Consider the following 16249-nt stretch of genomic DNA (forward strand, 5'->3'; position numbering starts at 1 on the left):
CGTGCCGCTGATCTGCGCGGCGCGGCCGGCCGAAGGCCTCGCCGACAGCCTGGCCCGAGTCGCGGCGGCCTGACGGCGAGCGGCGGACCGAACCCGCCCGAACGGCCTCAGCCCTTCAGCGGGCCGCCGTTGATCGCCACGCGCTGCCCGTAGCGCGTCAGGGGATGGTAGTCGTACGTCGCGTGGTGCTGGACGCAGCGGTTGTCCCAGAAGACCAGCGTGTTGGGGGTCCAGCGGACGCGACAGTGCAGCAGGGGGCGTTCGGATATGACCTTGAAGAGCATGTCGAGCAGTGCCCGGCTCTCCTCTGCCGACAGCTGCGGGATGCGGCCGGTGTAGGCCCGGTTGACGTAGAGGATCTTGCGGTCGGTCTCCGGATGGCGCACCACCAGCGGGTGTTCGCTCTTGGGGATGACGTAGTCGGCCGGCGGGGTGTAGCCCTGGAAGGCGATGCGGCCGTCGTGCACGGCGGTCAGGCCGTCCAGTAGCTCCCGCATGGTCGGCGACAGCATCTCGTAGGCCAGGTGCATGTTGGCGAACAGGGTGTCGCCGCCGCTGCCGCCCTCCGGGATGCGGGTGATGTAGAGCATCGACCCGAGGGAGGGTTCGGCGTCGGCGGTGCCGTCGGCGTGCCAGCCGTTGCCGGCCACGTTCTCGGCCTCCGGGCTGGTGCTGATCTCCAGGATGTACGGATCGGCGTCCACCGGGGGCGGGTTGACGGGGCGGAGCTCGCCGAAGTGTGCGGCGAAGCGCTTGTGATCCTCGGGCGTGATGATCTGGTCGCGCAGGACCAGCACGTGGTGGTCGAGGAAGGCGGACTTGAGCTCCGCCAGCTGCTCCTCGGGCAGTTCCTCCGAGAGATCGACGCCGGTCACCTCGGCGCCGATGACCGGGGTGAGGGACTCGACCTCGATGGTCCGGTACTTCCGCGCGGGTCTGGTGGTCAGCTGCTTGACGGCGTCGAGTTCGTACTGCTCCATAGGGTCCTCCTGGGCTGGGTGGGGGGATTCGGGTCGGGGAGGGCAGAACTACAGGCCGCGCTCCAGCAGGTCGCGACCGATGTGGGCGGCGAAGCAGGAGCCGGCGGTCGGGACGGGATCGTCCCGACCGAGGGCGAACTTCGGCGCCCGGTGACCGTCGATGGCGTGCGGGTCGGGCTCGGCCACGGCCGGGCGCCAGAAGGAGCGACCCGGCAGTGACCGGTAGGGGTTTGCGGGCCTCGTGGCGGTGCGTCTTTGATGGTGGGGCGGCCGGTGACGGCCGGACGGGGGCAGGCACGGGCGGTGGGCCGAGGCGTCATGAGGACTCGGGCTCCTCGTCAAGAGCCGCGTTGATCGCGGTGGTCACGGCGTGCACGTACGGCGGCCGGACGACGCCGTAGTGGGTGGTGGCGAGCCGGTGACGACTGCCCGCTGCCGGGAAGTGTCGCTCCCACAGGGCCAGTTGCTCGTCCGGCGTGCCGTGCCGAGGCAGTCCCGCCACCGGCTGCTCCGCCAGCCACAAGTGGCCCGGCGTGGCGGACAGGTGTGGCAGTTCGTGGTCGGCCATGCTCGCCAGGTTGGCCCGGCAGCACTGCGCGAGCCGTTCGGCGTAGGCCTTCGCCTCGTCCGTGAACGCGGCGCCACGGTCGCCGAGTTCGTGGGCGAACACCGCTTCGAGCTGCGCCTCGTCGTAGCCCTGGAACAGCGCTCCTGAGCCGGGTGCGGGAGGGTCGAGCAGGTAGAGCCCCTGAGCCGGCCGGCCGGCCGCCTCCGCCTCGGCCGCCATTTCCATCGCTGCCCAGGCGCCGAAGGACCAGCCCGCCAGGTACAGGCGCTGCATGCCGTCGGCGAAGTGGTCGTGCAGGGCGGCGTGGTAGCGGCGGGCGCGTTCGGCCAACGACCATGCGGGCGAGACAGGTTGCTGCGGGCCCGTCCGACGCAGGGCGGGGTCGGCGATGAGGCAGGCGGTCAGTCGCCGGTCGAGCGCGGACACCAGGGAGCGGTAGGCCTGGATGTCGCCACCGACCGGGTGCACCAGGCACAGCACGTCGCGCCCGGTGCCCTCCTGCCAGATCTCCAGCGTCACGTCGTCCGACTCGCCCGTCGCGCGCGCAACGGCCTCATCGAGCCGGGTCAGGATTTCGCTGACGGAGACCTGGTGGCTCAGTCGGGACAATTCCAGCTCGACTCCGAAGTGCTGTTTGACCGAGCCGATCAGGTCGAGCATGGTCAGCGAATCGGCGCCCAGGTCGTACAGGGCGGCATCCGGATCGATCCGGTCGACGCCCAGCCACTCGCAGAGCCGGCCGGTGAGGAGGGTGGCGGGGGAGAGGGCGTCCTCGGCCGTCGTGACGGGCAGCGGGGCCGGCGTCGGGGCGGGCGCGGTGTAGAACACCCGGGACTCCTCGATATCCGTGGTGGAGACCAGGAGTTGGGGAAGCTGGAGAGCCACGGCTGCGGCGAACACCCGCTTCCCCTCGTCGACCGTCAGGCCGGTCGCCAGATGGGCCTGGTGCCGGGCGTCCGTGGACGGCACCCGCATGGCCATACCCGTCTCCCGCCACACGTCCCAGTCGATGCCGAGCCGAGCGGTGGCCTGCGGAGCCGTCCCGGTGCCGTCGGGCCGGTGGTGGGCGAAGCCGTCGAGCAGGCCGTTGGCAGCGGCGTAGTCGAGCTGGCCGACCCCGCCCAGCAGGGCCGACATGGAGGAGCAGTAGACCGCGAGCGCCGGTGCGTACCGTTCGATCAGTTGCTCGACCAGCAGCGCGCCGTTGAGCTTGGCCGCCTGGCTCGTCGCTGCGGCGTCGCGTCGGACGATCACGCTACCGGTGCCGACGCCGGCAGCGTGGACCACACTGTCGAGCCGTGCAGTGCGGCTGCCCACGCGCCGCAGGACTTCCGCCACCCCGGCGGAGTGGGTGAGATCCCCCTCGATCAGGTCCACCCGGTCCGCCCAGTGGGCCAGCTGGGCCGGTAGTTGCGGCCGTCTGGCCAGCAGCAGCACCCGGCCCTGGGTCTGCTCCAGCAGCCAGGCCGCCACGCTCGCGCCGATACCGCCGGTACCGCCCAGCACCAGGTGGACGCCGTCCCCCCGCGGGATCGCCGGAGCAACGGCCTCGTCCGAGGTCACCGGCGAGACGACCTGCTGCCACCAGTACCCCTGCCGCAGGGCCAGCTGCCTGATGCGCCCGGCGCCGTCCCCGGTGGCCAGGGCGGCCAGTGCGGTCGCCCAGTCGGCCAGGGCGGCGCTGGGCAGATCCACCCAGCGACCGTCCACGGGGGTCTCCTGTGGAGCGACCTCGGTGATCCCGGCGAGCAGGCCCGACTCCGGTCGTTCGACAGCACCTTCGACGGGCCTGGCTCCGCACGACAGCCACCACAGGCGAGGTCGTGGTGCTCCTGGTGGCATCCCGGCCAGCGCCTGGACGAGGGCGGCAGGCGCGTCGACGCACGCCCAGCGGGCGTGCTCCAAGGAGCGCTCTCCGACCGGGCCCGCCGTGCCCAGGGGCAGCGCGTGCAACCAGTCGATACGCCGCTGCCCTGCCTGCGCGGTCACCGCGTCGAGCAGTCGGAGCAACGAGGCGGGGTCGGCCGCATCGACCTCGAAGACGTCGTCCCCGTGCCGGGCGAAGGCGTCTGCCGCGCTGACCCGCACGACCCGGGCGTAGGCCGCCTCGAACACCCGGATCGCCGCAGCGGGCGCCGGGCCGTCCGTGACCACCACCAGTACCGCCGATCTGCGGGGGCCGCTCGCGGTGCCCGCGCGGCGCAGCCGTACCCAGTGCGGCTGGCTCAGCCAGTCGCACTCCGCGAGCCGCCGCGGACCCTCGGTGGCGGCAGTCTCGGGGCTGATCGCCATGGCCGTGGCACGCTCGAAGTCGTACTCCGCCAACCCGAAGGCCGGCGGGGGGAAGTCCCACGGCGCCTGTGCTGGACCCTGCGGCCAGTCGATGGCGTACCCGTCCACCCAGGCGTCGGCCAACTCGTCCGCCGTACGGCCAGCCGCCGGCACGGGTGCCACGTCCGGCCCCACCGGCGCGACCGGTACGGCCGTGCGCAACCACCGGACCGCAGCCGACGCGTCAAGGCAGACCGCCGCCAGGCGCCACCGTCGGGCCGGTCGGCCGGCCTGCAGGTGCCGCACCACCTCCTCGTAGGCCTCGGGGCGGGCGGTCAGGTAGTCGGCGATGCGTGCGGCGTCGGTACGCAGGGCAGCCGCACTGCTGCCGGACAGCACCAGGCAGCCGGGCGGGGCCGCCACCGTGGCACCGGGGACCGGGACCGTCGGTGTGACCGCCTCCAGCACCACGTGGGCGTTCGTGCCGCCGATGCCGAAGCTGCTGACAGCCGCCACCCGAGGCCGATCAGCGGGCCAACTGCGGGCGGTGGTGGGGATGTAGAAGGGAGTCGGGTCGGCGGTGATGTGCGGGTTGAGGGCGCGGAAGTCGAGGTTGGGCGGGATGACGCCGTGGTGGACGCTCAGGGTGGCACGGATCAGGCCGACGACGCCGGCGGCGGCACCCAGGTGGCCGATCTGGCTCTTGACCGAGGTCAGCGCGCAGCGGCCGGACTCTGCGATGTCGAACGCCTGCCGCAGTGCGTCGACCTCGACCGGGTCGCCCAGGCGGGTGCCGGTGCCGTGGGCCTCGACGTAGGCGAGGTCCGCGCCGGTGCGACCGCTGCGGCGCAGGGCGGCGCGGATCACCTCACGTTGGCCGGCGAGTGAGGGTGCGCTGTAACTGAGCTTGTCGGAACCGTCGTTGTTCAGTGCGGAGCCGGTGATCACCGCGTAGACGGTGTCCCCGTCGCGCTGGGCGAGCCGCAGTGGTTTGAGCACCACCACGCCGACGCCGCTGGCACCGATCGTGCCGCTCGCGTCGTCGCTGAAGGGCCGGCAGTGGCCGTCCACGGAGAAGATGTGCTGGGGCTGGTAGCGGTAGCCGCCGGTCAGGGTCGGGTCGACGAGCACACCTCCGGCGAGCATCACCTCGGCGTCGCCCTGACGGAGCAGGGCCGCCGCGAGATGGACGGCGACCAGCGAACTCGCACAGGCCGCCTGGGCGGTGAAGGCCGGGCCGGTCAGCCCGAGATGGTAGGCGGCCTTGGTGGCGAGGAAGTCCTTCTCGTGGTGCAGGGCCATCCGGAAGCCGTCGGGCAGCCACCCCGGGTCGGCCTCCCGCAGCATGGCCTGGAAGTACGTGTTCTCGCCCGCCCCGGCGATCAGGCCGACTCGCGGACCGGACGACGGATCGTGGATTCCGGCGTGGGCCAGCGCCTGTGTACAGGCCATCAGCAGGTGGCGTTGCTGAGGGTCCATCAGCCGGGCGTCGTAGCGGCTGATGCCGAAGTGGTCGGGGTCGAAGGCCAGCGGTCCGTCCAGCTGGCTACGGGCCCCGACCAGGCCGTCGGTCGCGTCGAAGTGCTCAATGCCCCGGCCCGCGGCGGTCACCATCTCCCAGAAGGCGGCGAGGTCCGGCGCGCCGGGAAGGCGGGCGGCCATGCCGATGATCGCGATCGGTTCGTCACCCGCCGTGGCGTCGGCTTGAGCGCCCGTGGTGCCGGTGGTGCTACCGGTCGAAGGCGCCGGCCCGTCGAGGAACCGGGCCAGCCGCCGTACGGTGACGTGCTCGAACAGCTCGGCGACCGTGAAGCGCAGACCCAACTCCGTTGTGCAGCGCAGATGGTAGCGCATGAGCGTCAGGCTGGACGCACCCGCGTCGAAGAAGGACTGGTCGGGCGCGATGGCCGCACCGGTCACCACCTCGAACGCCTCGGCCAGTCGGGCTTCGCGCTCCGACAGCACCGGGGCGCCACCCGTACGTCCGCGCAGCTCCTCGCCGGGGGAGCGCAGGGCCCCCGCGCGGTCGAGTTTGCCGCTGGGGGTGCGGGGCAGGGCCTTCAGCCGCCGGAAGCGGTCGACCCGTATGTAGGCGGGCAGCAACGCGGCAAGGTGAGCGGTGAGTTCCCCGGCCGTGGGTGTCCGGCCACGAGACTGGAAGCAGGCCACCAGCAGCTCGCCGTCCCGTACCACCACGGCGTTGACGATCTCCGGGTGCCGCAGCAGGGCCGCCTCGATCTCGCCCAACTCCAGCCGGTGGCCGCTCAGTTTGATCTGCTGGTCGTCGCGGCCCAGGTAGTGCAGCAGACCCTGCCGGTCGAAGCGGGCCCGGTCGCCACTACGGTAGAACAGGCCCAGGCCCGGCAGTTCGACGAAGCGCTCGTCGTTCAGTCCGTCCTCGCCGAGGTAGCAGCGCTCGGCCATCGTGCCACCGATGAGCAGGTCGCCGGGGCAGTCGGGCGGGACGGTCTGGCCGGCCTCGTCCACCACGCGCAGCACTGCACCGGCCACGGGTCGGCCGATGGCGGGGCGATCCGGCCAGCGGGCGGGGTCGCCTTCGAGGCACAGACTGCTCACCACATGCGTCTCGGTCGGGCCGTAGTGGTTGAACAGACGGGCGCCTGACAGGCCCGAGAACCAGCGGCGAATGGCCTCCGTGCAGACCAACTGCTCGCCTGCGGTCACCACTTCACGCAGCCGAGTGGGGTAGCGGCCGAGGTGGACGGCGTGTTCGGCGAGGAGTTGCAGGGCCACGTAGGGCATGAAGACGCGCTCCACCCCCGCTGATTCCAACTGCGCCAGCAGGGCGGGCCCGTCCTGCCGCCAGCCGGGCCGCACCAGGTGCAGGCGGCCGCCTCCGCAGAGCGTGCCGAAGATCTCCTGGAACGAGACGTCGAAGGAGAGCATGGAGAACTGCTGGGTCACGGCGGGCGCCTCGAGCCCGCCCGCCTCCGCCTGCCACTGGAGCAGATTGCACAGGGTACGGTCCGACACCTGGACGCCCTTGGGAGTCCCGGTGGAGCCCGAGGTGAACAGGGTGTACAGCGGCCGGGTGCCGTTGTGCGGCGGGAGGGAGGGTGCGGGCTGGTGCACGGACGTGAGCACCGGCGCCAGCGTGACCGGGTGCCGTATCACGCCGCCCGGGTCGACGGCGTCGAACGCCGCTTCACCGCCCGGCGGCAGCAGGACGCACAGCGGCTGCGCCTGTTCGAGGATCAGCCGCAGCAGGTGCGGTGGGTAGGACGGGTCGAGCGGCACGATCGTCAGGTTGAGCCGGGCCAGCGCCAGCAGTGCCACCACGTGCTCGACGCAGGGATCGAAGTACAGCGCGACGCGGCGCGGGCGGTCGTCCTCGTCCGGTGCCGGGTACGCCGACCGCAGTTCGGCGGCGAGCGCGGCCGCGTGGGCGTCGAGTTCGGCGTAACTCAGAGTGCGCAGACCGTCGTTCAGGGCGTCCGCAGCCGGAGTCCGGGCGACCTGCCGGGCGAAGCCCTCGGCCACGGTCCGGTACGTCAGCTCCGACGCCGGGCCGTCGCCGTGCCGCGGCAGGCTGTCACGATAGGGAACGGCCAACTCGGCCACGGTGACGGGCTCGTCAGCGGCGAGCAGGTCCAGGCCGCGCCGGAACACCGCGGCCATCGCCTCGACCTGGGCGGCGTCGAAGTGGTCGGCGGCGTATTCCCACAGACAGTCCACGTCGCCGGCGTGTTCCACCACGAACAGGGTCATTGGGCACTTGGCTTCGGCCGGCGCCCACCACAGCGGGCGGGCGGCGCAGGACGGCAGGGCCAGCGCCCCGAAGTCGGTGTTCTCCTGCACGAAGAGGATGTCGAACGGCGACCGCCCCGCCGCGGGGCCCAGGTCGGCCAGCACGTCGGAGAGCGCGACGTCCTGCCGGTTCAGCACCTCGCGCACTCCGGCGCCCAGGCGCCGCAGTTGGCCGCGCAGCTCCTCGCCGGGCGTGAGGGTCAGCGGCAGCAGCACGGTGTTCGCGAACATGCCGACGCTCGCCTCGAACTCCCGCACCGGCCGGTTGGCCACCGCAGTGGCCACCCGCAGTCTGGTCCGGCCGGTCACGGCGTACAGGCTCCAGGCGAAGACGCCCAGCAGCAACTGGAAGCGGGTCAGGCCGAGTTCGGCGCAGAGCCGGTCGATGTGGGAGCGGCGCACGACGTCCAGCGTGGTGTGCAGCAGCCGTCCCTCGGAGAACGGGCGGGCGGGGCTCAGCGGCAGCGGCTCGGCGGCCTCGTCCAACCCGGCGTAGTACGCATGCAGTTCGGCGCGCTGCGCGCGGTACCCCGGGTGGGTGGACCACTCGGCCTGCCAGTGCGCGTAGTCGAGCGGCGTGAGGGCGGGCTGCACTCGGTGCGGTCCGTGCCCGCCGCTCAAGGCGTGCTCGTACCCGGCTGACAGGTCGCGAAAGAGCACGTTGAGCGACCAGCCGTCGACGGCGATGTGGTGCAGGTGGAGCAGCAGGACGCCGCCCCCGTCCTGCGGCAACCAGCAGGTGCGCAGCATCCGCGGCCGGGACAGGTCGAAGGGGAGAGCGAAGAACTCCTCGGCGAAGGCCCGTTGGCCGTTCTCGTTGTCGGGCGTGGCGGTGCCGGGGTCGGTCCAGGGGTCGTACGGCTCGCCCACCGTCTGGCGCAGGCCCTCGGGCGTCGCCTGGAACCCGGTGCGCAACGCCGGGTGTTGGACCACCAGACGCCGCAGCGACTGCCGCAGAGCCGTGGCGTCCACCGGGCCGTCGATCCGCACGGCGGTGGTCACGTCGTAGGCGCGGGAGCGTGGCGAGCGCTGTTGGAAGAGCCACAGCCGCTGCTGCTCGCTGGTGGCCGGCGCGGTGCGGGCCTCGATGGGCCCGGCCGGTGCGGGATAGTGCGCCTGCCCGGCGGCGCGGGCGGTGGCGACGGCCTCGGCGAGCGAGGCGAGGTCCCCCCGCAGAACCGCGGACAGCGGCAAGTCGCAGTCCCAGCGGCGTCTTATCTCGAATCTCAGCCGCAGCGCCTTCAGCGAGTCGCCGCCGACCGTGGTCCAGCCGTCGTCGAGCCGGGGGTCGGGTATCCCCAGCACCTCCGCCACCAGCTCCAGCACCTCACGCTGCCAGGCGGTGGCCGTGGCGGTGACGGCGGTGCCGGTCGTCCGTCGCCAGGCCTGGCCGTCGCGGGCCAGCAGCGCGGCGTGGTCGACCTTGCCGTTGGCGTTCAGCGGCAGCGCGTCGAGCAGATAGAGGTGGTGGGGCCGCATGTAGGCGGGCAGCCCGCTCGCCAGGTGACGGTCGAACTCCTCGAAGGTCAGGTCGCCGTCGGGCACGAGGAAGGCGAGCAGCTCGTTCGGACCGTACTCGCCGTCGCGGCGGGTGCAGACGTACGCCTGCCGCACGGCCGGGTGCTTGACGATCTGCCGTTCGAGCTCGCCGGGTTCGATCCGGAAGCCGCGTACCTTCACCTGGCGGTCGGCGCGTCCGACGTACTCCACGACACCGTCGGCGTCGGCGCGGACCAGATCGCCGGTCCGGTAGTGAAGCTCACGGCCGTCGTCGTACCAGGGCAGCCGGACGAACCGCCGTCGTGTCTCCTCGGGCAGGTTGCGGTAGCCCGCCGCCAGACCGGCTCCGGCCAGGTGGAGTTCGGCGACCTCGCCGGGTGCGGCCTGCCGGTCGGTACCCGCTACGACGAGGACGGCCCGGGTGTCGGGCAGCGGGCGCCCGATCGGGACGACATCCGCGCCGAAGTCCCGGGGGATGGGGTGGCACAGCGCGAACGTGGTGGTCTCGGTCGGGCCGTAGACGTTGTGCAGGCGGGTCGGGCTGTCCGCGTTGTGGCGGTACCAGCGGCGGATCAGGTGGGCGTTGAGCTGCTCGCCGCCGACCAACACCTGCCCCACACCGGCGAAACAGTCGGGGACGGCGTCCACCACGGCGTTGAAGAGCGCCACGGTGACGAAGAGGGTGTCGATCCGTTCGCGCAGCAGAGCTGCCGCCAGCCGGTCCGGGGTCTGGACGTCCGCGTCATTCATGATCACGCAGCAGCCGCCGGTCAGCAGCGGCGCCCACACCTCGAAGTTCAGCGCGTCGAACGCGGGGTTGGACATGCAGGCGTAGCGCGCACCCTGCTCCAGGTCGATGTACCCCGGGCGGGCCAGCCGCAGCACGCCGCTCTCCGTCACCTCGACTCCCTTGGGGAGGCCGGTGGTTCCGGAGGTGTAGAAGAGGAATGAGACCGGCGATCCGGTGAACGGGGCCTCGGGAGCGGGGCGGTGGGCGAGCAGGGCGGCCAGCGGGAGGGCCCGTACGCCGTCCGGCAGGTCCTCGGGCGCGGTGTCCGCGTGGATCAGCGCCACAGCGGCGGAGTCGGTCAGGATGTGACGACGGCGCTCCGGCGGGCTCTGCGCGTCGAGCGGCACGACCATGGCGCCGAGACGCAGGATGCCGAGCATGGCGCAGACCAGCTGCCAGGAGCGGGCGAGGTGGACCGCCACCGCCTGGCCGGGCCGGACTCCGCTGCGGCGCAGCCCGTCGGCCACCGCCGCTCCGGCCGCGTCCAGGGCGGCGTAGTCGAGCCGCTGGTCGCCGTCGGCCAGCGCGAGCGCGCCGGGGGTCCGCAGCGCCCACGAGTGCACACCCTGGGCGAGGCCCGTGACGGGCGGTACGGCGACGGGTTCGGTAGTGGTTCGCATCACGCCTCCCGCGCGGCGTGCAGGTCGCCGGTCGAGGCTCGACGACGGTGGTGTGGCGACGGCAGGGGGGAGGCCGGGTCCGGCACCCGTAGCAGTTCCGCCGCGATCAGCTCCGCGATCCGCGGCACCGCGCCGCTCTCCAGCATGTCCCAGTGTCCGCAGCCCACCGGCTCCACCACCAGGCCACCGCCGGCCCGCCGTTGCCAGAACGCGCGGGCTTCGCGCTCCACCGCCTCGTCCCCGCCTCCCTCGGATGCCTGGACGAACACCAGCCGGGCCGGTGACGGCGGTACGGGGTAGTCCCGGGCCGACATCCGGTTGTGGTTGTAGATCCGGAAGTACCGGTCGATCTGGTCGTCCTCGATGCCCGGGTACATCCCGTTGAACCTGACCAGCTTCTCGCGGAAGTCCGCTGCCTCGACGGGCTCGATCGCGGCCCGCTCCTGCGGGTCGTCGGTGCCGCGCGTGTCGAGCAGGACCACGCTGAACCGCGGGTGCCCGGCCTCGGCCAGCAGCCGTCCCATCTCATGGGCGACCAGCCCGCCGTAGGACAGCCCGCACAGCACCAGCGACTCGTCCGCGCGCGGTCCGACCAGCTCCAGGTAGTGCCGAGCCATGGCCTCGACGGTGGGCAGCGGCGTTTCGCCGGGGTCCAGGCCGGGTGACTGGATGCCGTAGACGCCGATCTCCTCCGGCAGTGCGGCGGCGAGCGACAGGTAGCAGAAGGCGGTGCCGCCGGCCGGGTGGACGCAGACCACCCGCCGGCGTCCGTCGCCCGCACGGAACTCGATCAGGCTGCCGCTCCGCTGCCGGGTCGCGCCGGTGCGCAGGCGCTCGGCCAGAGTTTCGATCGTCGGGTGTGCGATGACGTCACGGACGGGCAGGCTGTCGCCGAACTCCTCGCGGACGGCAGCGGCCACCTTGATGGCGGAGATCGAAGTGCCGCCGATCTCGAAGAAGTTGTCGGTGATGCCGATCGCGGGATGCACCAGCACGCGCTTCCAGATGCGGTAGAGGGCCATCTCGACGTGGTCGCGCGGGGTGGCCGTGTTGACCTGCTGGGGAACGGCCGCCCGGGCCTGCCGCAGCAACTCGGCGCGGTCCGGCTTGCCGCTGCGCCCCCGCGGCAGCGCGGGCAGTTCGACGAAGAGCGCGGGAATCATGTAGTCCGGCAGCCGCTCGGCCAGCGCGGCGCGCCACTCATGCGGCTGTCGCGGCCGGGCGCCGCCCCGGCCGACGGCGGCCACCAGGCGCAGTTCGCCGGCCTCGTCGCGGTCGGCGAGGACGGCCGCTTCGCGCACACCGGGCACGGCCAGCAGTGCCGCCTCCACCTCGCGGGGCTCGATCCGGAAGCCGCGGAGCTTGACCTGGTCATCACGGCGGCCCAGGAACTCGGCGTTGCCGTCGGGGAGCCGACGGGCGAGGTCGCCGGTGCGGTAGATGCGCTCGCCCGGTACGAAGGGGTCGGGGAGGAACCGTTCGTCCGTCAGGTCCGGCCGGTTCAGGTAGCCCGCGGCGAGTCCGGCGCCACCGGTCCAGAGCTCGCCCGTGACCCCGGTGGGGACGGGCTGGAGCCGTTCGTCGAGCAGGTAGAGGCGGGTGTTGCCCAGCGGCCGGCCGATCGGGCAAGGCCGGTCGAGGGGCTGCGGGTCGGTGTAGGACGTGCAGTAGAGCGTGCTCTCGGTGGGGCCGTACCCGTAGCAGATCCGCAGGCCGGGCAGCACCTGCGTCATGCGGTGGAGCGCGATCTCCGGGAGGGACTCCACGCCGGTCAGAAGCTGACGCAGGGCCAGACCCGCCAGGCGCTCCTCGGGTGCCTCGTCGATCCACCGGATGTACGCCGGGGGCAGGAACGCCTGCACGATGCGGTGCCGGCGCAGCCAGTCCATCAGCGCCTCGGGGTCGGCGCGCAGGTCGTCGGGGACGACGTGCAGCACGGCACCCGTGGTGAGCGGCAACAGGATCTCGTGGATCGTCGCGTCGAAGCCGATGCTGGACCAGGCGGAGGTCGCCTCGCCGGGGGTCGCGCCGAACCGGGCGAGCCAGGTGTCGAAGAGGTTGAGCACGCTGCCGTGCGTCACCGCGACACCCTTGGGGCGGCCGGTGGAGCCCGAGGTGAAGAGCACGTAGGCCAGGTGCGACGGGCTCACCGCGATGGCGGGGGCGTCGTCATGCACACCCTCCGCCTCGACCGTGCGCAGGTCCTGCCAGCCGTTCACCGCGCCGACGGTGCTCACCACCAGGGCCGGCGCGGCGTCCGCCACCATGGCGGTCAGCCGCTCGGTGGGCAGGCCGGGGTCGAGGGGGAGGAAGGCAGCACCCGCCTTGAGGATGCCGAGGACGCCCACGACCAGCTCCGTGGATCGCCCGGCGTGCAGGCCGACCACCTGGTCGGGTCCGATGCCGCGCGCGATCAGTGCGTGCGCCAACCGGTTGGTGCGTCGCTCCAGCGCGGCGTAGTCGGTTCGCTCTCCGGCACAGACGAGCGCCGGTCCGTCCGGGCGGGCCCGTACCTGCGCCTCGAAACGTTCGATCAGGCCGCCGAGCCCGGAGGGTGGCACGGCTTCGGCGCCCTGGGTCGCGTCCCAGTCCGTGAGCAGCCGGTGGTGCTCGTCCGCGTCCATCAGCGCGAGATCCGCGACCTGCCGGTCGGGCTCGTCCGCCATCTGGGCCAGCACCCGTCGCAGGTAGCCCGCGTAACGTTCGGCGCTGTCATGGTCGAACAGGGCGGTGGCGTAGTCGAGATGGCCGACCAGACGGCCGTTCTCCTCGGCCAGCGACAGCGCGAGGTCGAACTTGGCGGAGGCGAACGGGATGGCGAGGGGCTCCGCATCGACGTCCGGCAGGCCCAGCAGGCCGCTGCGCGACGGCTGCCAGGCGAACATGGTCTGGAACAGTGGTGAATGGGCGGCGCTGCGCGGCGGGTTGACCAACTCCACCACACGCTCGAACGGCAGGTCCTGGTGGTCCAACGCTCCACGGACGGCAGCGCGCGTCCGGCGCAGCGCGGTGGAGACCGTCGGTGCACCGGACAGGTCGACGCGTACGGCGAGGGAGTTGACGAAGAATCCGATGAGCCCGGCCAGATCAGGGCCGCGACGGTTCGCCGTCGGTACGCCGACCACGATGTCGCTCTCCCCGGCCAGCCGCGACAGCACCAGGGACCAGCCGGTCAGCGCGGCGACGAAGAGGGTGGCGCCGTGCCGCCGCGCGAGCGTCCGAAGGCCGGCCGTCAGCTCCTCGTCCAGGTCGATCGCCACCCGGCCGCCACGATAGTCCTGCTCGGGCAGGCGAGGCCGGTCGGTCGGCAGTTCGAGCAAGGGCGGGGCGCCGGCCAGGTTCTGCTGCCAGTACGCGGCCTGGGTGGTCTGCTCCTCGCCGTCCATCCACTCGCGCTGCCGGCGGGCGTAGTCGGCGTACTGGAGCGGCAGCGGCGGCAAAGGATCGTCTTCACCACGGAGGAACGCCGAGTAGAGCGCGGTGAGTTCGTGCATCATGACGCCCATGGACGATCCGTCGAAGACGGTGTGATGCATCGTGAGCAGCAACGCGTGATGGTCCGGGGCCAAGATGACCAGGCGGCCACGGGCCAGCGGGCCGCTGCCCAGATCGAAGGGCGCGGTGGCTTCCGCGCGTTGCAGGGCGGTCAGCCGCGCTTCGGGATCGGGAACACCGGTCAGATCGTCCGTCAGGAGCGGATACCCGATGTCCGACCGGTCGATCCACTGGTGCACGTCGCCGTCCGTGGGGACCAGGCGGGTCCGCAGCGCCTCGTGCCGAGCGACGATCGCGTCCAGCGCCCGGGCCAGCGCCGCACGGTCCAGCGGCCCGCGCAGCCGGTGGACGACCGACTCGTTGTAGGCCTCTCCGGCGCCGGTCAGCTGAGCCAATGCCCAGAGCCGTTGCTGCGCGAAGGACAGCGGCTGTGGTTCGTCCCGGCGGGCCGCCGCCGATTCGTCGGCGCCATGCCGGGGCCCGCGGTGGCTGCTGGTCGCAGGGGAGGTGCGTATCGTCGGCAAAGCCAGCTCTTTCCTCTGAGCGGAGGACAGTTGGGGAGGGGTGAGAAGAGGACTCACTGGCCCGGCGGCGGGCGCGAGGGATGATGACTACTCGACGGGTGCCCCGCTCGGACTGCGGGTACCTGGTGTTTCTCAGCGGTGCGCCCACAAATGGGTCACTGGACCGCTCCCCGTTCAGGCGGAATCAGTGCCTGCCGATGAGCGGCGACTGTGTATGGCCGGCACGGGCAGAACGGCCGCTTTCGCTTCTGCCTGTCCCTCGGTGGAGCGGACATTCGGCACGGCCCGTATCTACCATCTCACCCACCGCGTGCTCATCTCCTGGCAGCACAGGCAGCTGCAGTTAACGGCCAACTGCCTGATGAGGGAGAAAGGTTGGTTGGTTTTCCGATCCAGCGTCCGGCTGGATGCTTGATGATTGATCATGCTGTCGGAGGTGTCAATGCCCGATCTCCTCCGCATGAGCAGTACGGGTTTCAGCTGAACCTTGCGAGGAACCCCAGACGTTTACCCTGGGAGGAACCGCGTCCTTGACCCGGAGGCGCGGAGCGCCGACGGAGAGTAGCGGTCGTGGCGGCAGTGCCCGAACTCGGTGAGGTAGAAGCATCCTTGGTGCGGTGCGTCTCCCGGGCCGGTGGCTGGCGACACCAGTTGACGCACTTGACGGTTGGAGCGAGAGCTCGGACGGCCTTTGTCCTTGGTGCGGAGGCGAGTCGGTGAGTGCTGAAGCGCGTATCTGGATGGCCGGCCGTCAGGATCCGCCGCCGAATCCACCGAGTGGCGGACGATGTCGGGCTGTTGAGCGGCGCGCTGCGCAGCTCGCTCGCCGATGTCGTGGTGGAGCGGCGCGTCCGCGCCACGGAGGGCGGCCAGCGTCTCGACGGTGCGGAGGGCGCCAGGATCCCTCCCGCCTCCGCCGGCGGCATCCGGGGGCGGTCCGGAGGGCCCGGAGGACGGTGTGGTCGTGCGGTCGTACGGCGATGCGTGCGTCATCGACTTCCTAGGAGGTGCATGAGGGTTCCCCGGAGTCTGCACGTGGGCCCCCGGCACCGGTGCAGGCCGACGACCCGTCCGTGGGGCTGGCCGGAGCCTGCGCGGATCGGGACGGTGGTGTCGCGTCAGTGTCCGGCGCGGGACGACTGGTCGGCATCTGTCGTATGACCTGCATTTGACCTGCGCACGACGTGCTCGCTCACGGTCACAGGGCGTAGTCCGTCGCGACGAGGCGGCGGGCGATGTCCGAGAACGCCAGCACCCGGCCCTCCTGCGCGTGGTGGTCGACGGCGGGGGAGGAGTGGCCGCGCTACCCGGCCGTCGCCTGGCCTGGCGCGAGTCCGGTGGATGCTCCTGCAATTTGTGTCGGGCGCCGGGTAGGGGTACTGTCTCCCAGTCGCTCGGCAGGGAGCACCGGACACGCATCGGCGCGGACGGTCCCGGAGTGGCCAATCCTTTCCTTTGAAACACCACCTCTCGGTTCTCGCCGGTCGTTTTGCGTTGTCGCGTTGCGGCCAGGTGTTGATTCGGCGTGCGCGTTTTATCGGATTGCGACTGGATTCGCTTTTCGGAGCGGGGATCGGCTAGAGTTTGGGACGTCGGACGGGGCGTAAAGCTCCGGTAAGGCACCGGCAAATTGGATGGCGAAGCCCCGGAAAACGGAGCGGAAAACATCTGGTAAGCTGGAAACACGAAAGAACGAAGCGCCCGGAGGGCCCGCTGGAAGGCGGTCCGAAGGA

Annotated in this window: 4 protein-coding genes; all 4 read right to left on the reverse strand. The window is 71.8% G+C overall.

The features are described 5' to 3' along the window. Positions 1-107: 107 nt before the first annotated feature. The gene (locus ACWCXH_RS30895; protein ID WP_449804781.1) at positions 108-980 is read right to left on the reverse strand and encodes a TauD/TfdA dioxygenase family protein; all 873 of its coding nucleotides are present in this window, start codon (positions 978-980) and stop codon (positions 108-110) included. 48 nt (positions 981-1028) lie between these two features. Continuing rightward, positions 1029-1166, reverse strand: coding sequence for a hypothetical protein (locus ACWCXH_RS30900; protein ID WP_449804782.1), 138 nt, complete (start codon positions 1164-1166; stop codon positions 1029-1031). A gap of 130 nt (positions 1167-1296) precedes the next feature. Further along, positions 1297-10497: an amino acid adenylation domain-containing protein gene (locus ACWCXH_RS30905; RefSeq protein WP_449804783.1), complete on the reverse strand. Its 9201-nt coding sequence runs from the start codon at positions 10495-10497 to the stop codon at positions 1297-1299. Beyond that, positions 10497-14516 carry a non-ribosomal peptide synthetase gene (locus ACWCXH_RS30910; RefSeq protein ID WP_449804784.1) on the reverse strand — a complete coding sequence of 1340 codons (4020 nt, stop codon included), beginning with the start codon at positions 14514-14516 and terminating at the stop codon, positions 10497-10499. The genes ACWCXH_RS30905 and ACWCXH_RS30910 overlap by 1 nt, the downstream gene beginning before the upstream one ends. Between the last annotated feature and the right edge of the window lie 1733 nt (positions 14517-16249).

The sequence above is a fragment of the Kitasatospora sp. NPDC001660 genome, from assembly GCF_053596725.1.

Bases quoted from the DNA above. Each gene is read 5' to 3' on its own strand.
- ACWCXH_RS30905 (WP_449804783.1), bottom strand. From the start codon at position 10,497: ATGCGAACCACTACCGAACCCGTCGCCGTACCGCCCGTCACGGGCCTC.
- ACWCXH_RS30895 (WP_449804781.1), bottom strand. From the start codon at position 980: ATGGAGCAGTACGAACTCGACGCCGTCAAGCAGCTGACCACCAGACCC.